This window comes from Treponema lecithinolyticum ATCC 700332, assembly GCA_000468055.1.
Taxonomy (GTDB): Bacteria; Spirochaetota; Spirochaetia; order Treponematales; family Treponemataceae; genus Treponema_C; species Treponema_C lecithinolyticum.
This window is the reverse complement of the sequence record KI260569.1, coordinates 315986-337667: the sequence shown is the minus strand read 5'-3', so window position 1 is coordinate 337667 and position 21682 is coordinate 315986. Positions and strand designations below refer to the sequence as shown.

Sequence of the window (21682 nt, the reverse complement as noted above, 5' to 3'; positions counted from 1 at the left end):
CATGTTGATATGAAAGAAATTGGTTATGGGGTAGTAGGTACCGGTTATTTCGGTGCGGAATTATGTCGTATAATGTCACAGCAACAGGGAGCTCGTATTGTTGCCGTATATGATCCGGAAAACGGAAAAACAATAGCTGCTGAAATAAAGTGCAGGGCAGCACAAACACTCGATGAGCTATGTAGCTGTTCCGATGTTGATGCGGTAATTGTTGCAACTCCGAATTATTTGCATAAAGAACCGGTAATTAAGGCTGCATTGAACGGCAAACAAGTTTTTTGTGAAAAACCTATAGCACTTTGTTATAAAGATTGTGATGAAATGGTAAATATTTGTAAAGAACACAATGTAATATTTATGGTCGGACATATAATGAATTTTTTTAATGGAATACGTTATGCAAAACAATTAATACAAAGCGGAAAGATCGGTAAGGTTTTATATTGTCATTCTGCTCGCAACGGCTGGGAGAATGTGCAGTCGTCTATTTCGTGGAAAAAGATCCGCAGTAAATCAGGCGGACATTTATATCATCATATTCATGAATTGGACTGTGTTCAATTTATTATGGGGGGGATGCCTAAAACCGTATACATGAGCGGAGGTAATGTTGCTCATAATGGCTCACGTTTTGGTGATGAAGATGATATGCTGTTTATTAATATGCGTTTTAGTGATAATCGTTATGCGATATTGGAATGGGGATCGGCTTTCCGATGGCCGGAACATTATGTTCTTATACAGGGAACTGAAGATGCAATAAAATTGGATTTGGTTAATTGCGGCGGTACAATAAAATACGGCGAACAAGAAGAGCATTTTTTAATACACGAAACGAAAGAAGAAGATGACGATCGTACCCGTATTTATGCAAATACGGAAACGGATGGAGCCGTACAGTACGGAAGTCCCGGAAAAAAACCTCCGCTTTGGCTTCACTCCATTATGGTAAAAGAAATGCAATATTTTAATAGTATTTTACACGGAACTTCCATAGAAGCGGAATTTAAACCTTTATTAACGGGAGAAGCCGCCCGTGCAGCTATTGCCGTTGCCGATGCATGCACTATATCGAAAAATGAAAACCGTGTTGTTGCCGTTTCTGAAATTATAGGATAAAAGCTTCTTTTTTTCTTGACAAAATGAAATTCCTAATCTAGTATACAAGTATGTGTTTTCTTATTTTTTATGGAGGAAAGAAAGTATGAAACATGTATTAAAAAGAATTACCGTATGGACAATGTTTGTATTGTTTTTATCGGTCGTATTAGGATGTTCAAAATCGAATATGTCATCCGGTACCGCTTCCAATTCAAATCCCTTATCGGATGTGCGGGTGCGTCAGGCGATTGCTTATGCAATCGATAAACAAGCACTTATCGACAGTCTTTTACAAGGTAAAGCGGTTGCTGCCAATGCTCTTATGCCCAATGACGATTGGAAAGCAAGCGGATTAAATAATTATGAATATAATCCCGAAAAAGCCAAGGCTCTATTAAAAGAGGCAAAATGGAATTCCAACTATACGCTGGATGTTGTTTATTATTACGGTGACCAAATGACCGTTAACTTGATGGCTGCAATACAACAATATCTTGCACAAGTCGGTATTAAAATGACCGCCCGTAAATTGGAAGGCGATTTGGCATCTCAACTTTGGGTAGCGCCGCAAGATCCTAAAAACGGACCGTCTGCGGTAAAATGGGATATGGCCTATGCGGCGATTGCAGCCTTAGCGCCCCACGATTACTATAATCGTTTTATGACCGGTTTTTCAAGTAATTCGCATACTCCCAGCGATTCAAAACTGGATGCGTTGATCAGTGCTACAAATGCTTCCGCAGATATTGAACAGCAAAAAAAAGCTTTTAAAGAATTACAAGTTTACGAAAATGAAGTACTTCCGATACTGCCCCTTTACTATCAAAAAGTTTTTATTGTCGAAAGCAACCGTTTAGACCGTAAAAACGCACCTTACGGAAATGAACAGTTTAATTATGATTGGCAGATTACCGAATGGGAAATAAGCGGGGATGACGGTATTTTCCGTACTAACGGCGGTCCTTTACAATTCTTTGAAACGCCGTTTTTTAACCCGGGCTTTCATATGAGTACAAAAGTACTTTACGATCATTTGCTTGTTGCCGATGAAAGTTTGGGTGTTAAAGGCGGACAACTTGCCGAAAGTTATAAAATACTTGACGGCGGCAAAGCCGTAGAATTTATTCTTAAAGATAATATTTATTGGCATGACGGAGAAAAAATTACGACAGAAGACGTAAAATGGACATTTGAATTTGCAAGTAAGGTAACGGCGCTTAATGCGGTGTTTGCAAGTTCAATCAGTTCCCTGGAAGGATTTGAAGCATACAAAGCGGGAACTGCGGCCGATATTTCGGGTATTATTATTGATGGAAAAAAGATTACGTTTAATTATGCAAAAATCGATCCGAACGCTTTACTGACTTTTACTCAATTACCTCCCTTGCCGAAAAAATATTTTACCGGAGTAGACCCGTTGCAAGTTCAGCAAGCTTCATATTTTCAAAAACCGGTGGGCTCGGGTCCGTTTAAACTCAGCGATGTGAAAATGGGCGATTATGCCGTTTTTGTTCCTTTTGAAAAATACCACAGCGGTGCTGCAAAGATTAAACGTATGGAAATGTATCCTTCGGGCGAATCTGATCCTAATTTTGTAAAAAATACGAGTGCAAAAAAACTTGATTATGGATATACAAAATCGATAGAAGATATTATCAATCTGCAAAACACGGATCACATTAAGATTAGCGAAGTTGCAAACCGTTATACTCGTTTTATTTACTATAATAAATTTCCGAAAAATTAAAACGATTATAAGTTATCGGTCTTGACGTAACGCGGAAAAGCACTGATTGGTTGGTTTGCTTAATCAGTGCTTTAAAAAACGAATCCGAACAAAGGCATAAAGTATGTTTACATATTCGATCCGAAAATTATTGGTGCTCATTCCCATGCTTTTAGTTATCAGCTTTTTAATTTACGGTGGTCTTGAACTTATGCCCGGAGATGCCGTTTCTTTTATAGCAGGGCCGGAGGCGATGGCGAATATGTCTCCCGAAAAATTGGATGCGTTACGCGAAGCGCTCGGTTTAAATAAACCTTTTCTTATTCGTTATTTGAATTGGCTGGGCGGCGTGTTGCGGGGGAATTTCGGATACAGTCTTACATCGGGAACGCCTATTGCACAAATTGTAAAAGCAAAATTAGCTGCAACACTGGAACTTTCTTTTGCAGCTTTATGTATATCTTCGTTTTTAGGTTGTTTGCTTGGGATTTTCAGTGCACTGCGAAAAGGAAGCTTTGCAGATACCATTCTTACCGTAGCCGGTATGTTGGGTTTATCGATACCGGAATTCTTTTTCGGCTTATGCAGTTTATTGTTTTTTGCAATTAATAATTCAATATTTCCCATCGGAGGGCGTTTAACTGCAGGAAACGGAACCGTTACAGACAGATTGTATCATCTTATTTTGCCGGCACTCGTTATGGGGCTTGCGATGAGTGCCGGCGTTATGCGCTATGCCCGTTCAAGTATGCTTGATTCAATTAATAAAGATTATATAAAAACGGCTCGCAGTAAAGGGCTTCCCGAATGGCGCGTAAATTTAATTCACGGATTTAGAACCGCTTTAACTCCTATTATCGTTTTAATAGGCTTCCGTTTGCCGACTCTTATCGGCGGTTCGGTAGTTATTGAACAGGTATTTCAGTGGCCGGGGGTGGGTTCCGAATTTATTGCTGCTGTGCGAGGCCAAAACTATCCGCTGGTTATGATGATTGCATTGCTCTCCGTTACTGCAGTATTATTGGCGAGTTTTCTTGTCGATTTATTGACAGCAATTCTGGATCCCCGCGTTCGGTTAAATTAGTAAACAAGGATGTGTTATGACCTCCCGTGCATTAAAAAAACTTAACAAGCAAATGGATAAAATCCTTAGACGGGAGCAAACGAATAATAAAAATAAAAAGCGCTTTGGTAACCGGGCTTTGCGAAAAATGTTTAACAACAAGCTTTCCGTTGCGGGTTTGGTTGTTTTTTGTATAATACTTTTTCTTTGTATCGGCTCGCCGTTGTTTGCTCCTTATGATCCTTTACAAATAGACTTAAAAAACTGTATGGCAGCTCCGTCATTTTCTCATTTGCTGGGGACGGATAAAATAGGACGGGATATTTTTTCAAGAATTTTATACGGCGGCAGGATTTCAATTTTTGTAGGTTTCGGCAGTGCGCTCGGTACCGCACTGCTCGGCGTCAGTCTCGGTACATATGCAGGCTATAAAGGCGGACGGCTTGATGCTTTTGTTTTCCGTTTGTCGGAATTATTTATGGCTTTTCCTCCAATGATTCTTATACTGCTTCTTGTTTCCGTTATCGGACAAAATCTTGCCAATTTAATATTTATATTTATTGTTACCGGCTGGGGAAGTATGTACCGCATGACTCGTTCAAGAATACTTTCATTGCGGGAAGAAGAATATGTGCAGGCGATGAAAGCTTTCGGACTGCATGATATTGTTATTTGTTTTAAACATATACTGCCGAACGCCATCGGTCCCATTGCGGTAAATATTACGTTAAGTACGGCTATGTTTATTTTACGGGAAGCAGCATTGAGTTTTTTGGGATTGGGAGTGCCGATGGAAATTCCTACATGGGGAAATATCCTTAACGCAGCTAACGATATAAGCGTTTTGCGTCAAAACTGGTGGATATGGCTTCCGGTAGGTTCGGTAATAGCTCTGTTTGTTTTAAGCATCAATTTTATCGGGGACGGTTTGCGCGATTCGGCAGATCCGAGCCAACAAGGATAATTACAAGGGGAAAAAATGATTAAGTACGGATTAAGCGGATGCGGCTATTTCGGTGCGGAAATCGGACGGATCATTGCCAAACTGCCCGACGCGCGATTGGTTTGCTGCACCAGTCCCGGTAAAACGGGTAAGTTATTTGCACAAAAAATGCATATTCCCCATTATACCGATTATGATTCGTTTTTACATCATCCGGATATGGATGCCGTTATTATTGCAAGTCCGAATAATCTTCATGCGGAACAATTTATAAAAGCTTCTCAAGCGGGTAAAAATATTTACATTGAAAAACCCTTTGCTTTATCCGCAAAAGATGCGTCTGCAATGATAAATAGTGCAAACAAATCCGGTATTACATTTATGGTTGGACACATTTTGCACTTTTATCCCCGTATCCGGCAAATATGCGCGTTACTTAACAAAGCCGGTCCCGAAAGCTTAGGTCCTATAATACATATTCATACGGAAAGAACGGGATGGGAAGAGCAAAAAGACTGCGTAAGCTGGAAAAAAATGAAAGCCGTTTCGGGCGGGCACTTGTTTCATCATATTCATGAAATAGATTTGGTGCAGTATTTTGCAGGGGAGGCTTCGGAAATATTTTGTTTTGCCGATAATCTTGCGCATAAAGAAAAAGATTCCGGCGATGAAGATGACGTACTGCTTCTTACAATCAGACATAAAAACGGCGCATATTCTACCATGCAATACGGATCGGCGTTTCGTTTTTCAAACCATTTTGTTCGTATAAATTGTCGAAACGGCGGTATCATTCTCGATTTTCAGAATAACTTATATACGGTTAGTATAAACGGCGAAGTTAAAACGGCCCCCTTTTTTGATAAAGATGAAACACAGAGCATAGAAATATACAAACAAAGGGGCGGGGGTGCCGGGTATGGCAGTCCCGGACAAAAAATTCCGCAATATCTTTTAAATGTTTTGGAAAAAGAACTTATTTGTTTTCATTCGGCTTTAACGACAAAAAACATACCGGTTGAATTTTCAGATCTTTTTGACGGTTCTTCCGCATTTAAATCCGTCCGGACGGCAAGTGAGGCTATGCGGTCGGCAAAAACTAAGCAGCCGATTATTATATGAGGTAAAAATGCATACCGGAAAAGACGATGTCATAATAGAAGTAAAAGATTTGAAAACGTTTTTTTATTATAACAATAAAGTAAATCGAGCCGTTAACGGAGTTTCTTTTACGATTAGAAAAGGAAGAACGTTATGTGTTGTCGGGGAGTCGGGCTGCGGTAAAAGCGTTACTGCAAATTCGATTATGCGTTTATTGCCCGATTTATCCCGTATAGAAGAGGGGGCAATTGTCTACCACGGTAAAACTGGACCTATTCATATCGAAAAACTCGAGAAAAACGGAAAGGAAATGCGGCACATCAGAGGCGGCGATATTGCGATGATTTTTCAAGATCCGATGACGGCTTTGAACCCCGTATACACTATAGGTTTTCAAATCGGAGAAATGTTGGCAGAACACACAGCGCTTACTAAAAAAGAAATACGTAAAAAAACAATCGATTTGCTGACAAAAATGGGAATACCGCTGCCTTCTCAGCGTATAGACGAATATCCGCATCAGTTTTCAGGCGGTATGCGGCAACGGGCGGTTATTGCAATGGCGATGGCATGTAATCCCCGTGTATTAATTGCAGATGAACCGACGACGGCTCTTGATGTTACTATTCAAGCGCAGATTTTTGAACTGATGGAAGAACTGAAAACAAAGTACAAAACAGCGATTATGCTGATTACTCACGATATGGGAGTGGTAACGGAACTTGCCGATGATGTTATCGTCATGTATATGGGGCATATTGTTGAACGCGGTACGGTTGAAGAAGTATTGCGCACTCCGCAACATCCGTATACAAAGGGGCTTTTACGTTCCATACCGATACTCGGTAAGGGGCATAATCAAAAACTGGTACCGATACGCGGTTCCACTCCCAATCCGCATAACCGTCCGAAAGGCTGTCAGTTTTCACCGCGTTGTGATTTTTGCACCGAAAAGTGCAGTCAAATGCCTCCCGAATACTCTATCGGCGGTACGCATACGGTACGCTGCTGGTATGCGGAACATAAGGAGAATTGAATTATGGCCGATAATGTTTTGCTTTCGTTGCGCAATATAAAAACATATTTTCCGGTTAAAAAGGGCGTTTTTAGACATACTGCAGGATACGTTAAAGCGGTTGACGATGTTTCACTCGATATATACCGCGGCGAAACGTTGGGTTTAGTCGGGGAATCGGGCTGCGGCAAAACGACTTTGGGGAAGTCCGTTTTACGCCTAATTCCTCACACAACTGGTACAATGATATACGATTTCGGTACGGAAAAACGCGATTTAAATACATTATCAAAAAAAGAAATGGATAAAGCCCGTAAAAAACTGCAAATAGTGTTTCAAGATCCGCAATCTTCATTAAATCCGGCTTTTACTGTTTTCGGTTCACTGGAAGACCCTCTTATAAAATTCGGTATGAAAAATAAAGCGCAGCGTCGCGAACACATAGCACAGCTGCTTGAAAGTGTTAATTTAAGTCGTGAATATATGGATCACTATCCGAACGAATTTTCAGGCGGGCAGCGCCAGCGTATCGGTATAGCGCGGGCATTGAGTCTCGATCCCGAACTTATTATTGCGGATGAAGCGGTATCGGCGTTGGATGTTTCCATTCAAGCGCAAGTATTGAATTTACTGATGGAACTGAAAAAAGAACGTCAAGTAACATATATTTTTATTACGCATAATTTAAGCGTTGTCGAATATATTGCCGACCGTATTGCGGTTATGTATTTGGGACGAATTGTAGAACTTGCCGATGCGGAAGAACTGTATAAAAATACACAACATCCCTATACGGAAGCACTTCTTTCCGCTATTCCGGTAGCCGATCTTGATGCGAAAAAAAAGCGTATTATATTGGAAGGCGATGTGCCGAACCCCGTAAATCCTCCGTCGGGGTGTCCGTTCCATCCGCGGTGCAATCGCTGTATGGATAAATGCAAGCATATACGTCCCGAATTGAAAAAATACAGTATTAACGGAAAAGAACATTTTGCCGCTTGCCACCTTGTAAAATACAGGGCAATAGAGGGATGAGGTATGCAGACTTCGGAACTTAACTGCGACATATGTGTTGTCGGCTCGGGGCTTGCCGGCATTTCCGCTGCGCTTGCCTCTGCGGAAAAAAATGCTTCTGTGGTTTTGCTCAGTTTGGGAAAAACACTGTCAGGAAGCAGTTTTTATCCCGGTTCGTGGGGCTTAGGTCTTATAGCACCGAAAAACGATGCAGACTGTGATAATTTAGCGGCAAAAATACTTGAGGTCGGCTGCGGTATGGCCGAACCGGAGCTGGTACAAATTTTAGTACAAAATATCGGGACTGAAATTGAACGGCTTAGCCTTTGGGGAATTGCATTTCGTATGCCCGAAGGAAACCGTTCCGACCGTACGCTTATTCCTTGTTTTGATGATCAATACCGGACATGGCGGGGGCTGTTGTATCCGTCAATGACCCGGATTTTTACAAAGAGATTAAGGCAACCCCAAATACGCACTATAGAAAACGAAGCGGCAATACGGCTATTGTGTTATGACGGAACGGTGTACGGTCTTATCAGTATGGATCTAAAAGGCAATGTACGCGTTATCCGCAGTAAAGCGGTAATTCTTGCCACCGGCGGTACGGCAGCGTTATTCCGGCATGCAATTCCGGCCGATGATGTAAGCGCTGTCGGTCATTATCTTGCATTGCAGGCAGGAGCACAATTGCAAAATCTTGAATTTATACAGTTTATTCCGGCTTATATTCAACCTGCCTATCGGACTATTTTTAATGAACGGACATTCCGCTTTGCCCGATGCATAAAAGACGGCGTATCGCTTTTAAAACCGTATGTTGAAGCATTTAATCAAACACAACCGGCACAAGATCGCTTTACGGAACAGCAATTGCTCAACAGCCGTTCAATGCACGGACCTTTTACCAGCCGCTTGCCGGATAAAATAATCGATTTTATGCTGTATGAAACATATAAAAAAAATAACAGCGGTATTCCCATATCTTTTACTCCTGCAGTAAAAAATGACCAGGCAGGTATAATGATTAAAGATTATTTTGCATGGCTTAAAAAGGCGAGGGGAATTTCACCCGATATTGAAGTACGAATTGCTCCTTTTTTTCATGCGAGCAACGGCGGTATTAAAACAGACGGCAACGGTGCAACCGGAGTTGCCGGTTTGTTTGCTTGCGGTGAATGCAGCTCCGGCATGCACGGAGCGGACAGAATAGGAGGTCTTTCCACTGCCAACAGTCTTGTGTTCGGAAGACGTGCAGGTTGTGCCGCAGCCGAATATGCTGCAGGATCGGGACGGCAAAATCTTGCGGTAAAAGATAAAACGCTTTCCGGTATTTTATCCGATATATTGCAGCCTTTTGCCGTCAGTACGGAAGAACTTGAGCGCATACAAACCGAATTAAAACAAATTATGTATAACAGCGCTGCAGTTATTCGCAACGGAACTGATTTACGGGACGCTATAGTGAGAGTAAAAGAATTACAGAACGCTATAGAAAAACCGTGTCCGTCAGATTTGGTTTTTGTTTCCGAGCATTCTAATATACGGAAAATAAAAATGCTCAAAGGACAGCTTACGCTTGCGCAGGGAATGCTGACGGCGATGTTGCAACGTAAAGAAAGCCGCGGTTCGCATTACCGCTGCGATTATCCGAATGAAGATAAAACTCAAACAAAAAAAATTACGGTAAGTTTCGATAACGGGAGTTTTAAAATCGGAAAAGATTAAAAGATTTTATGAAAAATTTTATGATAATTACAATGGAAGGAGTTTTGCCATGAGAAATTTAGACAAATACAAGGGAGTTATTCCCGCTTTTTATGCCTGTTATGATTCAGACGGAAATGTAAGCGCCGAAGCGGTGCGTACTCTTACACGCTACTTAATTTCAAAGGGTGTTAAGGGGCTGTATGTTGGAGGTTCTTCCGGAGAATGCATTTATCAAACGGTTGAAGAGCGCAAAATAACGCTCGAAAATGTTGTTGCCGAAGCACAAGGCAAAGTTACGATTATAGCTCACGTTGCCTGTAATAATATTGCCGAAAGCCGCAGTCTCGCCGCGCATGCCGAAAGCTTAGGCGTTGATGCGATAGCGTCAATTCCGCCTATTTATTTTCATTTGCCTGAAAGCGGTATTGCGCGTTTTTGGAACGAGATATCCGATGCTGCAGCGAATACCGATTTTATCATTTACAACATACCGCAGCTTGCCGGAGTTTCCCTTACGGTTCCGCTGTTCCGCGAAATGCTTAAAAATCCGCGCGTTATAGGCGTAAAGAATTCTTCACTGCCGGTACAAGATATTCAAATGTTTAAAGATGAGGGCGGCGAAAACTGCGTTGTTTTTAACGGTCCGGATGAACAATTTGTAGGCGGTCTTGCAATGGGTGCAGACGGCGGTATCGGCGGCACTTATGGGGTTATGCCCGAATTGTTTATTAAAATAAAAGAACTCATGGATGCCGGCAATGTGCAAGCTGCACGAAAAATTCAATTTGCCGCAAACCGTATTATTTATGCAATGCTTGCGTGCAAGGCAAATATGTATGCCGTTATAAAAGAAATCTTGCGTAGACAAGGTGTAGATATCGGTACTGCACGGCTGCCTCTTGCCGGTATAAGTGCGGATGATGCGGAACGAATAAACGCTTGTGAAAAAATGATACGGGAAGCCGTCGATTTGACCGATTAATCCTTTTCGGATAAACTGCACAAAAGAGTTTTTATGCCGGATTTGAATATAAGTGTGGAAGATTTGTATACGGAACTCAGACGTCGTATTTTGAATGGGGAGTATGCAGCGGGAGTAAAGTTATCGGAAAATAAACTTGCTAAAGAATTCCGTTTGTCCAGAATGCCGGTGCGTGAATCTTTTAAACATCTCGAACAAGACGGACTTTTAACCATTTTGCCTAAATCGGGTTCTTATGTACGAGCTCAATCTCCTTTGGAAGTAAAGGAAATCTTAGAAGTGCGTACTTTTTTGGAAGCTTTAGCAATTCGTCTGGTTATAGAGCAAAAGGTGGAGCCGTGTCCTCTTGAAGCCTGCCTTAAACAAATGGAAGTTTTACTTGCAGCGGAACCCTTTGACACCGTTTCATTCGGAGAATTGCATTTCCGTTTCCATCGTACTTTAGTACAAATGGCAGGAAACGAAGTGCTTTGCGACATATACGACAAAATGCGTTTTAGATCCATGCGGCAAGTATTTTTTTCGCCTATGACACCGAGCGAACAAAAAATGACCCATAATGAGCATAAAAAAATCATTGATCTTATTAGGGCAAAAGATCCCGTACAGGCGGAGCAGTTTATCATTAATCATTTATGGAAGCGTAAACGGAAAAATCTTATTGAGTTGATAGAAAGGCAGACCTCAGCTGCATTGTTATAGCCGGTTCCATGCTGCTATTTCGTAAAACGGATACGCTGCCACACGGCGTTGTATTTTGACAAGCCTTCGGCCAAGTCTTCTTTTATTTGGCAATTTGCAAGTTCGTCGGCGGAGTAGAAGGGAGTTTTTTTCATAAATTCGCCGGCTTTCGGGTTTACGGCGGCGGGAAAACGGAAAGCGTCCAAAAATTGCGCGTAGATTTCGGGGCGGTGAATAAAGTTTATAAATTCCAAAGCCAAATCGTAATTGCGCGCGCCCTTCAATATGCACATGGAATCTATGTACATGGGCCCGCCTTCTTCGGGAATAAAAAAGTCGACGGTGTGCCATTTGTCTTCGGGCACTTCGCCGAAAACGGCTTCGGCATAGCCTTGCACAACCCAAAAGTCGCTTGAAGCGAAGGATTTTCCGAAGCCTTCCGCGTCGAATTTTACGAGGTTCGGCTTCCATGTATCGACGATGAGCCGTTCGGCTTGCGCAAGGTCGGCGTCGTTCAAGCTGTTGACCGATTTTCCGTCAAAGGCGAGCGCGTCTCCGATAACTTCTCGCATGTCGTCCATCATGCACATGCGGTTTTTCAAATCCGTGCGGGCAAAGATGTTCCAGCTTTTTTCGTAGTTAGCTACTTTTGTTTTGTTTACGGCAACTCCTGCAGCTCCCATGTAATAGGGAACGCTGTATTTCATTGTAGGATCGTAAGTTGCCTTTTTAAGAACTTCAGGATTTACATATATATTGTTCGGGATTTTAGTTAAATCGATTTTTTCCAGCATTCCCAGTTTTATCATAATCGCCGTGTAGTCTTGCGAGGGAAATACGATGTCGTAGCCGTATGCTCCGGCGAGCAATTTGGCAAACATTTCTTCGTTTGAAGCATAACTGTCTATTTTAACATCAACGCCGAATTCTTTTTCGAATTGTGCAATAACGCTGTCGGGGGTATAATACGTCCAGTTAAATAAATAGAGCGTTTTATTTTTACGCTGCGTGCATTTGGTGCAGCCGGTATAAAAAAACAGTACGCCCAACAAAATGCACAGCGGTGCAAGGCTGATGTATCGCTTGTTTTTCATAACGGATCTCCTTGTTATTGTGCCGATGCGAAATTTTTAAGGAATTTACGCAGCGAAAACGCTATAAGTACTGTTCCCAAAATCATAATAAACGAAAGCGCATTTATAACCGGAGACACCCCGAAGCGTATCATTGAATACACGTACAGCGGTAAAGTGGTTGAGCCGGGACCGGACACAAAAAAAGTGATTACAAAGTCTTCAAGAGACATGGTTACCGCCATAAGAAAGCCTGATAAAATACCGGGTAAAATTGCAGGAACGGTAACTTTAAACATAGTTTGCCGCTCGGTTGCACCCAAATCGTGTGCCGCTTCTATAATCGAATAATCGAATTCATCCAAGCGGGCAAGCACCATTAAAAATACAAAGGGCAGACAAAAGGTTGTGTGTGCAGTAAAAACGGTAAATAAACTGAGCGGCAGTTTTATGCCCGAAAAAAAGATAAGCATGGATACGCCGATAATCACTTCCGGCAGTACCATGGGCAAAAAGCTGATGGTTTGAATATAACTTTTGCCTTTAAACGTATGCCAGCTTACGCCGAGGGCTGCAAGTGTGCCTAAAACGGTTGCCACCGCTGCCGATGAAAATGCAACGATAACGCTGTTGAGCAGCGCTTGCCACAGCTCTTTTGAGTCGAACAGCAGTTTTTTGTACCACACCAGCGATACGCCGGTAAAGTCTCCGCCTTTGCCGCTGTTAAACGAATAGGCGATAATAACAAAAAGCGGTAAAAATAAAAACACCAGTGTTAAAACCAATACGGTCATCGACATCGAAAACGGATTACGTTTTTGAAAAGCGCGGCGTGCATGGCGTGCGCTTTCGTCGAGCGGGCGTTTTTTATTAAGCCGGTTTATTAAAGCTCTAAACGGATTCGGATTCATTTACGCTACGCCTTTTTTAAACTGTTTTTTAAAGCGTTTTCTTTTTTACCGGAACTCATCATCCATAAAACGCCCGCAGTGCTCAGCACCGTTATAATCATGGAAAAAGACGCCGAAAGCGGCCAATTTCGGGTTTTGTTTATTTGGTCGACGATAACGTTTCCTATCATATAGGAATCTTTTCCGCCGACTAAAAGCGGTACCGTGTATGCACCGAATATGGGAATAAACGTAAATATAAAAGCCGTTACAATACCGCTTTTTACGTTCGGTATAAGCACTTTGAGCATGGATTGGGGTTTTGTTGCACCCAAGTCGCGGGCTGCTTCCAAAAGCGAAAAATCAAAGCGGTCGATTGCGGTAAAAACGGGTAAAATAGCGTAGGGTAAATACATGTATACCGACACTAAAATAACGGCGCCTTTGTTGTATAAAAATTGAGTGTAGCCGCCGCTTATGTGCAGTTTATACAAAAGCGTATTTAAAAGTCCGTCGTTGCCTAAAATAGACATCCACGCAAATATGCGGATAAGCGAGTTTGTCCAAAAGGGTACTATAACCAAAAGCAAAAGCAGCGTTTGCCGCCGGCTTTTTGCCATTGCGTATGCACAGGGCAGGGCAAGTGCGATGGTAATAACGGTGGAAACGCTTGCAATCCACACCGTTCTAAACAAAACGAGCGCGTATGAGGGATTAAGGATTTGCCGGTACGCGGCAAAAGAAACGTGGTTTACCACACCGCCGTACAATCCTTTTTTTAAAAAACTGTACAAAATAATTATGGCAATGGGGGCGGCAAAAAAAACAGTAAACCACACGCCCATCGGCCATGCATACCACATGCCGATATTGTTTTTTGCGTCCGGCAGTTTTTTCATTGTTCTATATCCTCAACGATATAGCCGTCGTTTGCGCTCCATGAAATATACACGCGGTCTTTCCATGCGATTTCCGGACCGTCGTCCAAATAATTGGTATGCTGTTTAAACACTTTTATAACGGTGCCGTTTTCCAATCGCACGTAAAATTTGGACTGAAAGCCCGAATACACCGGTTCTTCTACAATGCCGGTAAACACATTGATATTCGGTTTGTTTGCAGGCGGCGGCTCGGAAGAAATGCGGATTTTTTCCGGACGTACGGTAAAACACACTTTTTGGCCGACTTCCGTGCGCTCGTAATCGGTTACTTTTATTGCAGAAGTTAATTCGGGAATATCGAGTGTACACATAAATTCGCTTTCGCGTCCTTCGGGTACGGGCCAGTCTTTGCATTCTTCCACACGTGCGGTAAAAATATTCGTTTCGCCTATAAATTGAGCGGCAAATTCGGTAGCGGGGCTTTCGTAAATTTCAAAGGGTGTGCCCACTTGCAATACTTTGCCGCGGTTCATAACCGCAATTCTGTCGGAAACGGACAGGGCTTCGGACTGGTCGTGTGTAACGTAAATAAAAGTAATGCCGATTTTGTCGTGCAGTTTGTCCAATTCAACCAGCAAATTGGAGCGCAGCTTTGCATCCAGTGCCGAAAGCGGTTCGTCCAAAAGCAATACGTCCGGCTCGTTTATAAGCGCGCGTGCAATGGCAACTCTTTGGCGCTGACCGCCTGAAAGCTGGTTCGGTTTTTTGTCCATGTGCGTATCGAGCTGCACCATGTGTAAATATTCTTTAACGCGCTCGTCTATGAGCGATTTATTCAGCTTTTTCAGTTTAAGGGGGAACGCTACGTTATCATATACCGACAAGTGAGGAAATAAAGCGTAATTTTGAAAAACCGTATTTGACCCGCGCTTGTTCGGCGGCAGCTCGGTTACGTTTTTGTCGTCAAAAAAAACCGTGCCGTCGTCGGGAAACTCAAAGCCTGCAATAATCCTGAGCAGTGTGGTTTTTCCGCAGCCGGAAGGTCCCAAAAGCGAAAAAAACTCGCCTTTTTTAATCGTAAAATTGACATTGTCCAACGCGTGAAAACTGCCGAAATCCTTCGACACGCCGTTAATAGATACTGTGCTGCCCTTCAATGTTTTTTTTGTTCTCCTCGCTTAGCCGGAAATTATAGAGCACTTTGTACAATGCAAAAAATACACGGTATTGTCAATAGGTAAACGGTTGTATCGGCGCGCGTATGTAGGGGTGTGTGTGTGCGGCAAACCGGCGGATTTACATTGAAAGATGTGAGGTAAATGTACGCGTATTTTTTCTTGACCATAAAAAGAAAATATGGCACACTGATTGCGGTAACTGTGTTGTATGGAGGTATACGAATGGTTGCACTCATTGTCGGTTTGCTTTTTATTGCTTTTACCGTTTTTGCAGCTCTTCCGTCGGGTTTGGGCTGGGCAGCGCACATTGTTTTGTTTTTAAAAGGCTTTTTACCTTTTTTTACCGCTTTTACGGGGCTTATTGCGCTGTTTATCGGTATTGCGGATATAAAAGATAAAAACGAAGCAAAAAAAGAAGAAGCCGCTTCCAAACTGCAAGAAGATAAAGCCGGGCGCTGAAAATCAAAAGCCGTGCTTGTCAGTCTTGACAGTCCGTTAAAAAAAACGGTATACTACGATTCCCGTATATCTGCGTTTTTGTGCTGAGGGTTTGCTCGCCCGAAGCGGAAAAAAAAGAGACGGTATGCCGGCATTCCGATGCGTACCGCCGTTAAGTTTTTTTTGTTAGGAATATTCATGAAGACGATTTACGTTAATGAAAAAGATGCGGTACGCAACTGGTATGTTATCGATGCCGCAGACAAACCGCTCGGACGAGTTGCGGTTAAAGCAGCTTCCGTTTTGCGCGGTAAACATAAGGTTACCTATACTCCCAATCAGGAGATGGGGGATTTTGTCGTTATTATAAACGCCGAAAAAGTTGCCGTTTCGGGGGCAAAGGCGCAAGACAAAATGTACTATCATCACAGCGGCTACGTAGGCGGTATGAAAGCGCGCAACTTTGAAAAAACCATAGAACGCCATCCGGAAGAACCGCTGATGACGGCTATAAAAGGTATGCTTCCTAAAGGGCCGTTGGGACGCAGAATGCTTACCAATGTAAAAGTATATGCCGGAGCGGAACATCCGCATGCGGCGCAGCATCCTTTGAATTTGGAAATATAACAGGAGTTTATCGTGGTAAAAAATCTTGCAATCGGTACAGGAAGAAGAAAAACCTCCGTTGCCCGCGTTTTTATACGCGACGGTTCCGGAAAAATTACCGTAAACGGAAAAGAAATAGATAAATACTTTGCTACGAGCGATCAAATAAAAGTTGCAAGTCAGCCGCTTGCAGTTACGGCAAGTGAAAATAAATATGACGTGCTGATTAAAGTGTTCGGCGGCGGTTTGAACGGTCAAGCCGGTGCTTGTTTGCACGGATTGGCACGCGCGCTTACGCAAATAGATCAGTCAAATTATTCGTCTTTAAAAGCGAACGGCTTTCTTACCCGCGATTCGCGCATGGTTGAACGTAAAAAATACGGTCAACGCGGGGCGCGCCGCCGCTTCCAGTTCAGCAAACGTTAATTTTGACGTTAAGCGAAGTAAAAGAAGGCTGCGGAGGTTGTATGGAATTAACCGCTTCCGGCGGACCTTCTTTTTTTATCCGTACGGATTATTTGGTATCCGTTGCACCGGAAAAACTGTGCTGCGGCGCGTTTTTTTCCGATGAAGAAACCGAAGATATTGTGCAAGCCGGTTTTGCCTTTGCTGCCGAGCGCCAAGCGCTTAGCTTTTTAAACCGCAGCGAACACAGCCGTTTTATGCTTGAACTTAAGCTGGCAAAAAAGGGGCACGCAAAAGATGCTTCGGCAAAGGCGCTCGACCGTCTTGAAAAAGAAAAATTGCTGGATGATTTCCGCTTTGCTCAAGCGTGGCTGCACAACCGTCTTATTAAAAAAGCGGAAGGACCGTCGCGTTTGACGGCGGAATTGAGCGCGCGCGGTGTAAACCGTATCGTATGTGAAAAAGCCGTGTGCGACTTGCTGCAAACGGTAAGTGTAGAACAATTGTGCAGTCGTGCTGCAGAAAAACAGCGGCGGCTGGGCAAAAGCGGAAAAAAACTGGAAGATGCTCTGCTGAGAAGCGGCTTTGAATACCGTCATATACGCCAAGCACTCGGATTATAAATGAAAAAAAAATATATCGAATATATTGATTTTTTATTACAAAAATGTTAAATTAAAAGAATGCCTTGACAAAATCTAAACCGAAAAATAAGTGAGGGAATAAAAGTGGAAAAATCAAAGAAAACCATTGTGTATTCGGCTTTGGAAGTTGCGAATGTATGCGGAGTTGTCAATCAAACTGCCATCAATTGGATTCGCAACGGATATCTTACCGCTTTCAGTACTCCCGGCGGTCAGTATCGAGTATATCACGACGATCTTGTAAATTTTATGAAAAAGCGCGGTATGCGTTTACCTAAAGAACTTCATGAAACCGACAAAAAAATTACTGCAGGTAAAAGCTTTTTAATTGTAGATGATGATAAAGGTTTGAATACGGTACTTGCGCAATTTCTTGAAAAAGAATTTCCCGATGCAATGATACATCAAGCGTTTGACGGGTTTGAAGCGGGAACGCTTTTAGCCGATAAAAAACCGCGCTATGTTGTGCTCGATTTGGATTTGCCCGGAGTGGACGGTTTTAATTTATGCAAAAAAATACGTACATCGGCTGAATTTGAAAACCCCTACATTTTTGTCGTTACCGCTTTACAGGAAAGCGATACTGAAAAAAAAGTTAAAGAGCTGGGTGCAAATGAATTTTTTCAAAAGCCGGTGAATTTAAAAGATTTGGCACAAATCATTCACACCTATTTTGACAAAGCATAGCTTAGGTTTTTAACTGAAAGTGTAAAAAAAGACAAAAGCCGCGCGCTTTTGTCTTTTTTTTGTTCTTGACATTGGCGTGCGTATCGTACACACTTGAGTATGCTCGGAATTTTGATAAGCGGTTCGAATAACGTGTTCGACGTAGATTGTGAAGACGGTGTTGTCCGTTCGTGCTCGATAAAAGGAAAAAAGCTTAAAACCGACGGCAGTTTTTACAATCCTCTGTGTCCGGGCGATATGCTTGCCGTAGAAGCGGATGAATTAACCCCTTCCAAAGGACAAATTACCGCGCTTGTTCCGCGCAAAAACTGTTTTGTACGCTGGAATGTAAAAGGACGCTGTGCGCAAATTCTTGCATCAAATATAGATCTTTTGTTTTGCGTTATTACCCCCGCACAGCCGCCTTTTCGTGCACGTTTTGTCGATAGAGTGCTTGCGCAAGCCGAATTGAACGACGTGCGCGTACTGATTGTGTGCAATAAATGCGATTTAAAAGAAAGCGGACAAGAAAATATAAACGACTGTCTTGCGCAATGGGAAGCGGTCGGTTATAAAACGCTTAAAGTGTCCGCACTCACGGGGGAGGGGTTGAAGGAACTTGCCCGTGAAGCCGAAAACAAACGCTGTGTTTTTGTCGGACAATCGGGAGTGGGAAAATCAAGTTTAATTAACGCTTTAAGCGAAGATTGTTTTCTTAAAACGGGTGCTTTATCCGAAAAGTACGGAAAAGGCTCTCATACTACGGTAAAAGGTACTTTACTGCGCGTTCGCTTAAAAAGCGCTTTTACCGGCGGAAAAAAAAATGCGTGTGCGTCGTTTATCGATACGCCCGGAGTGCGCCGTTTTGTTTTATCCGGCATAGAAGAGGGAAATTTGGCTTTGTATTTTAAAGAAATGAAAAATCTGGTCGGAAGCTGTGCGTTCGGTATGTCGTGTACGCATACGCAAGAAGAAGGCTGTAAAATACGGCAAGCGGTACAAAACGGCGCTATATGCTCCAGACGGTACGAAAGCTGGCAGCGTATAAAAGAAGAATTAAAAACGGGAAACTGGGCAGATTAAACGCTTTGTGCAATACGAATTTATGAACGAAAAAACACTGGAACAGTTGGATTATAAACGCATACGGGAGCAAGCGTCGGCTTTGTGCGTAAGCGAAGAAGGTCGCTCTTATTTTGTAAGCGTAACTCCGTTTACCCGAAAAGAAGATATGTGTACAGCGCAAGCGCTTGCCCTGTGTTGGACGCAAGTTATACAATCGCATAAAAAAGACGTGCTGCAAAGCTGGCAGCCCGTTAAGCATTTGTTTTCTCCGCTTCGCATTCCGGGAGCCGTATTGGAAACATCGCAGCTGTATGCTTTAGGTATGTTTTGCCGCTCCGTCAATAACATAAAAAAAACGTATACGGATGCTGATATGCTGGGCGAATACGCAAAACGCTTGCCCGATCTTTTATGTGCTCAAAATCTTATATTCAATGTAATCGATACTTTCGGCGAAATAAAAGATTTGCCGCAAATAAAAGAAATCCGCAATTTCATTGCCGCTATACGCAAAGATATAGAAAGGGTAATAAAAGACTATACGGTTGACAGCCGCTTTAAGGACGTGCTGCAATCGGAACTTCCCGTGCTGCGAAGCGGCAGACAGGTTTTGGCAGTAAAAGCCGAACGGAAAACAAAAATACGGGGCATAGTACACGAAGTATCGCAAACTGCTCACACTGTGTACATTGAACCGGAAGAAGCGGTGCGCAAAAACAACGAATTGGTGCAAGAAGAATTCCGTTTGGCGCAGGAAATCCGCCGTATTATCGGAGCTTTGTGCGCTTCTTTGGCGGAATTTGTTAAGGATTTTGAAAATGCATTGCCGCTTATGCTGGAATTGGACAGTGCTTATGCTTGTGCCCTTTGGGGTGTTGAAAACAAATGCATTTTTGCCGAAGATGCGGAAAACCGTCCGCTCGCTCTTGTGCAAGCGCGTCATCCTCTGTTGGGAACACATGCGGTACCGATAGACGTAGAATTTTCGCAAGGTGCGCGTGTACTTATTGTAACCGGACCGAATACCGGCGGAAAAACCGTAACGCTTAAAACGATTGCCCTTTTTGTATTGCTTCATCAAAGCGGTATGCCCGTAAACGCTTTGCAGGGAACCCGCTTGCCTTTTTTTACCTCCGTGCTTGCCGATATCGGCGATGAGCAAAATATCGATAAATCGCTTTCGACTTTTGGTGCGCGGATGAAGAATATCGGTGAAATGCTTACAAAAGCTGATAAAAACACTTTGCTTTTGCTTGACGAATTGGGAAGCGGTACCGAAGCGCAAGAGGGCGCTGCCGTTGCCATGGCGGTTTTGGATGCCTTTATACAAAAGGGCGCTTTTGTGCTTGTCAGCACACACCACGGCAGTTTAAAAAACTACGGGTATACGCACCGCGAATGCGTAAACGCATCGCTTGAGTTTTGCGAGCACTCTTTACAGCCGACATACCGCGTGCTTATGGGAATACCCGGCGAAAGCCACGCACTGGATATTGCGCAAAAAAACGGCTTGCCGCAAAAGGTAGTCGATAAAGCCCGCTTGTATATGGCAAACGGCAGCGCCGATATAGCAGCTCTTATACGCGGCTTAAACGAAAAACACGCCGAATGCGAAACGCTTTACGCGCAGTACGTGCAAAAAGAAAAAGAGCTATACGAAAAAGAAAAAAACTTTGATAAAAAAAAGGCTGATCTTATACAAAAAGAAGCCGAACTGCGCGAAAAATCGGCAAAAGAAGGAAGCGTTTTTTTAGCGGAAAGCCGCAAAAAACTGGAAAATCTGGTGCGCATATTGCGTGAAGGCGAAATCAATCGTGAAAAAACGCTTAAAGTAAAAGCTTTTATTAAAGAACTTGAACAAACTATAGAAAACGAAAAACAAACGGCGCATCATTTAAAAACGGAAAGTGCGCAAAAAAGTATACGGCATAAAAATACCGCACATTCCGACGAAGCGACGGAATTGCACATAGGCGATTATGTGTACAGTACCGGTTTAAACATACGCGGCGTCATTGTTGCAAAAGCAAAAAAAGGCGAGTACCTTGTGCAAACCGGTTCGGTAAAAATAGCTTGCAAACAAAAAGATTTACGTGTGCAACAAGAGCGTGCACACGGGATTGGATCGATTGTCGGCATACAGGGCCAGGCTGCAGTACGCGACATAACACCGGCAGCGGCTCGGGCATGTTCAAATGCTTCTTTTACGCACGAAGCGGCTGATACTTCGCGCGCTGTTTTTGAACTGCGCCTTTTAGGTATGCATTTGGAAGAAGCACTTAAAGCGCTTGAAAAGCAGCTGGATTTATGCGTTGTTCAAGGTTTGCACGAATTTTCGGTTATTCACGGCAAAGGAAACGGCGTACTGCAGCAAGGCGTGCACGAATGCTTAAAAAACTATCCTGCAAATATTGAATTCGCCTTTGCTCCGCCTGAAGACGGCGGTACCGGTAAAACGTACGTGCGCTTTATTTAAAAACAAAAAATGTTTGCCTTTTCG

General features: G+C 42.9%; 21 protein-coding genes. 17 read left to right on the top strand and 4 right to left on the bottom strand.

Going from position 1 to position 21682, the window contains the following annotated elements; all coding sequences use genetic code 11:
- Positions 1-9: 9 nt before the first annotated feature.
- From HMPREF9193_RS09665 to HMPREF9193_RS09620, 10 genes are all read left to right on the top strand, one after another.
- Positions 10-1119 carry a Gfo/Idh/MocA family protein gene (locus HMPREF9193_RS09665; protein ID WP_021687948.1) on the top strand — a complete coding sequence of 370 codons (1110 nt, stop codon included), beginning with the start codon at positions 10-12 and terminating at the stop codon, positions 1117-1119.
- A gap of 85 nt (positions 1120-1204) precedes the next feature.
- Positions 1205-2848 (top strand): ABC transporter substrate-binding protein, encoded by a 1644-nt coding sequence (locus tag HMPREF9193_RS09660; protein ID WP_051306060.1) that lies wholly within the window; start codon positions 1205-1207, stop codon positions 2846-2848.
- A 103-nt stretch (positions 2849-2951) separates the two neighbouring features.
- Positions 2952-3911, top strand: coding sequence for an ABC transporter permease (locus HMPREF9193_RS09655; RefSeq protein WP_040848099.1), 960 nt, complete (start codon positions 2952-2954; stop codon positions 3909-3911).
- Positions 3912-3927: 16 nt separating this feature from the next.
- The gene (locus tag HMPREF9193_RS09650; RefSeq protein WP_021687945.1) at positions 3928-4854 is read left to right on the top strand and encodes an ABC transporter permease; all 927 of its coding nucleotides are present in this window, start codon (positions 3928-3930) and stop codon (positions 4852-4854) included.
- Positions 4855-4869: 15 nt separating this feature from the next.
- Positions 4870-5955, top strand: coding sequence for a Gfo/Idh/MocA family protein (locus HMPREF9193_RS09645; protein ID WP_021687944.1), 1086 nt, complete (start codon positions 4870-4872; stop codon positions 5953-5955).
- 7 nt (positions 5956-5962) lie between these two features.
- Positions 5963-6970 carry an ABC transporter ATP-binding protein gene (locus tag HMPREF9193_RS09640; protein WP_021687943.1) on the top strand — a complete coding sequence of 336 codons (1008 nt, stop codon included), beginning with the start codon at positions 5963-5965 and terminating at the stop codon, positions 6968-6970.
- A 3-nt stretch (positions 6971-6973) separates the two neighbouring features.
- Positions 6974-7984, top strand: coding sequence for an ABC transporter ATP-binding protein (locus HMPREF9193_RS09635; RefSeq protein ID WP_021687942.1), 1011 nt, complete (start codon positions 6974-6976; stop codon positions 7982-7984).
- Between the two features lie 3 nt (positions 7985-7987).
- The gene (locus tag HMPREF9193_RS09630; RefSeq protein WP_021687941.1) at positions 7988-9691 is read left to right on the top strand and encodes an FAD-binding protein; all 1704 of its coding nucleotides are present in this window, start codon (positions 7988-7990) and stop codon (positions 9689-9691) included.
- 49 nt (positions 9692-9740) lie between these two features.
- Positions 9741-10655, top strand: a complete 915-nt coding sequence (locus HMPREF9193_RS09625) for a dihydrodipicolinate synthase family protein (RefSeq protein ID WP_021687940.1) — start codon at positions 9741-9743, stop codon at positions 10653-10655.
- Positions 10656-10709: 54 nt separating this feature from the next.
- Positions 10710-11357, top strand: a complete 648-nt coding sequence (locus tag HMPREF9193_RS09620; RefSeq protein ID WP_169720466.1) for a GntR family transcriptional regulator — start codon at positions 10710-10712, stop codon at positions 11355-11357.
- Positions 11358-11371: 14 nt separating this feature from the next.
- Here the strand turns inward: HMPREF9193_RS09620 and HMPREF9193_RS09615 are convergent, their stop codons facing one another.
- The 4 genes from HMPREF9193_RS09615 to HMPREF9193_RS09600 are packed head-to-tail and all read right to left on the bottom strand — an operon-like array spanning position 11372 to position 15337.
- Complete coding sequence (locus HMPREF9193_RS09615) at positions 11372-12430, bottom strand: extracellular solute-binding protein (protein ID WP_021687938.1); 1059 nt, start codon at positions 12428-12430, stop codon at positions 11372-11374.
- A gap of 14 nt (positions 12431-12444) precedes the next feature.
- On the bottom strand, positions 12445-13320 hold the full coding sequence (locus HMPREF9193_RS09610; RefSeq protein WP_021687937.1) for an ABC transporter permease: 876 nt from the start codon (positions 13318-13320) through the stop codon (positions 12445-12447).
- A gap of 5 nt (positions 13321-13325) precedes the next feature.
- Complete coding sequence (locus HMPREF9193_RS09605; RefSeq protein ID WP_021687936.1) at positions 13326-14198, bottom strand: ABC transporter permease; 873 nt, start codon at positions 14196-14198, stop codon at positions 13326-13328.
- On the bottom strand, positions 14195-15337 hold the full coding sequence (locus HMPREF9193_RS09600) for an ABC transporter ATP-binding protein (RefSeq protein ID WP_021687935.1): 1143 nt from the start codon (positions 15335-15337) through the stop codon (positions 14195-14197). Before HMPREF9193_RS09600 ends, HMPREF9193_RS09605 begins: the two co-directional genes overlap by 4 nt.
- Before the next feature lie 243 nt (positions 15338-15580).
- Between HMPREF9193_RS09600 and HMPREF9193_RS09595 the strand changes: the two genes are divergently transcribed.
- From HMPREF9193_RS09595 to HMPREF9193_RS09565, 7 genes are all read left to right on the top strand, one after another.
- Positions 15581-15817: a hypothetical protein gene (locus tag HMPREF9193_RS09595; RefSeq protein WP_040848096.1), complete on the top strand. Its 237-nt coding sequence runs from the start codon at positions 15581-15583 to the stop codon at positions 15815-15817.
- A 177-nt stretch (positions 15818-15994) separates the two neighbouring features.
- Positions 15995-16423 (top strand): 50S ribosomal protein L13, encoded by a 429-nt coding sequence (gene rplM / locus HMPREF9193_RS09590; RefSeq protein ID WP_040848095.1) that lies wholly within the window; start codon positions 15995-15997, stop codon positions 16421-16423.
- 12 nt (positions 16424-16435) lie between these two features.
- On the top strand, positions 16436-16828 hold the full coding sequence (rpsI, locus tag HMPREF9193_RS09585) for a 30S ribosomal protein S9 (protein WP_021687932.1): 393 nt from the start codon (positions 16436-16438) through the stop codon (positions 16826-16828).
- 41 nt (positions 16829-16869) lie between these two features.
- Complete coding sequence (locus HMPREF9193_RS09580; protein WP_021687931.1) at positions 16870-17430, top strand: regulatory protein RecX; 561 nt, start codon at positions 16870-16872, stop codon at positions 17428-17430.
- A gap of 105 nt (positions 17431-17535) precedes the next feature.
- On the top strand, positions 17536-18138 hold the full coding sequence (locus tag HMPREF9193_RS09575) for a response regulator (protein ID WP_021687930.1): 603 nt from the start codon (positions 17536-17538) through the stop codon (positions 18136-18138).
- A 99-nt stretch (positions 18139-18237) separates the two neighbouring features.
- Positions 18238-19200, top strand: a complete 963-nt coding sequence (gene rsgA / locus HMPREF9193_RS09570; RefSeq protein WP_021687929.1) for a ribosome small subunit-dependent GTPase A — start codon at positions 18238-18240, stop codon at positions 19198-19200.
- A gap of 22 nt (positions 19201-19222) precedes the next feature.
- Positions 19223-21658: an endonuclease MutS2 gene (locus HMPREF9193_RS09565; protein WP_021687928.1), complete on the top strand. Its 2436-nt coding sequence runs from the start codon at positions 19223-19225 to the stop codon at positions 21656-21658.
- The last annotated feature ends 24 nt before the right edge of the window (positions 21659-21682 follow it).

What these genes read in the sequence shown, in the direction of transcription:
- HMPREF9193_RS09665 (WP_021687948.1), top strand. Translation starts at nt 10, where the DNA reads ATGAAAGAAATTGGTTATGGGGTAGTAGGTACCGGTTATTTCGGTGCG.
- HMPREF9193_RS09660 (WP_051306060.1), top strand. Translation starts at nt 1,205, where the DNA reads ATGAAACATGTATTAAAAAGAATTACCGTATGGACAATGTTTGTATTG.
- HMPREF9193_RS09655 (WP_040848099.1), top strand. Translation starts at nt 2,952, where the DNA reads ATGTTTACATATTCGATCCGAAAATTATTGGTGCTCATTCCCATGCTT.
- HMPREF9193_RS09650 (WP_021687945.1), top strand. Translation starts at nt 3,928, where the DNA reads ATGACCTCCCGTGCATTAAAAAAACTTAACAAGCAAATGGATAAAATC.
- HMPREF9193_RS09645 (WP_021687944.1), top strand. Translation starts at nt 4,870, where the DNA reads ATGATTAAGTACGGATTAAGCGGATGCGGCTATTTCGGTGCGGAAATC.
- HMPREF9193_RS09640 (WP_021687943.1), top strand. Translation starts at nt 5,963, where the DNA reads ATGCATACCGGAAAAGACGATGTCATAATAGAAGTAAAAGATTTGAAA.
- HMPREF9193_RS09635 (WP_021687942.1), top strand. Translation starts at nt 6,974, where the DNA reads ATGGCCGATAATGTTTTGCTTTCGTTGCGCAATATAAAAACATATTTT.
- HMPREF9193_RS09630 (WP_021687941.1), top strand. Translation starts at nt 7,988, where the DNA reads ATGCAGACTTCGGAACTTAACTGCGACATATGTGTTGTCGGCTCGGGG.
- HMPREF9193_RS09625 (WP_021687940.1), top strand. Translation starts at nt 9,741, where the DNA reads ATGAGAAATTTAGACAAATACAAGGGAGTTATTCCCGCTTTTTATGCC.
- HMPREF9193_RS09615 (WP_021687938.1), bottom strand. Translation starts at nt 12,430, where the DNA reads ATGAAAAACAAGCGATACATCAGCCTTGCACCGCTGTGCATTTTGTTG.
- HMPREF9193_RS09610 (WP_021687937.1), bottom strand. Translation starts at nt 13,320, where the DNA reads ATGAATCCGAATCCGTTTAGAGCTTTAATAAACCGGCTTAATAAAAAA.
- HMPREF9193_RS09605 (WP_021687936.1), bottom strand. Translation starts at nt 14,198, where the DNA reads ATGAAAAAACTGCCGGACGCAAAAAACAATATCGGCATGTGGTATGCA.
- HMPREF9193_RS09595 (WP_040848096.1), top strand. Translation starts at nt 15,581, where the DNA reads ATGGTTGCACTCATTGTCGGTTTGCTTTTTATTGCTTTTACCGTTTTT.
- rplM (WP_040848095.1), top strand. Translation starts at nt 15,995, where the DNA reads ATGAAGACGATTTACGTTAATGAAAAAGATGCGGTACGCAACTGGTAT.
- HMPREF9193_RS09580 (WP_021687931.1), top strand. Translation starts at nt 16,870, where the DNA reads ATGGAATTAACCGCTTCCGGCGGACCTTCTTTTTTTATCCGTACGGAT.
- rsgA (WP_021687929.1), top strand. Translation starts at nt 18,238, where the DNA reads ATGCTCGGAATTTTGATAAGCGGTTCGAATAACGTGTTCGACGTAGAT.
- HMPREF9193_RS09565 (WP_021687928.1), top strand. Translation starts at nt 19,223, where the DNA reads ATGAACGAAAAAACACTGGAACAGTTGGATTATAAACGCATACGGGAG.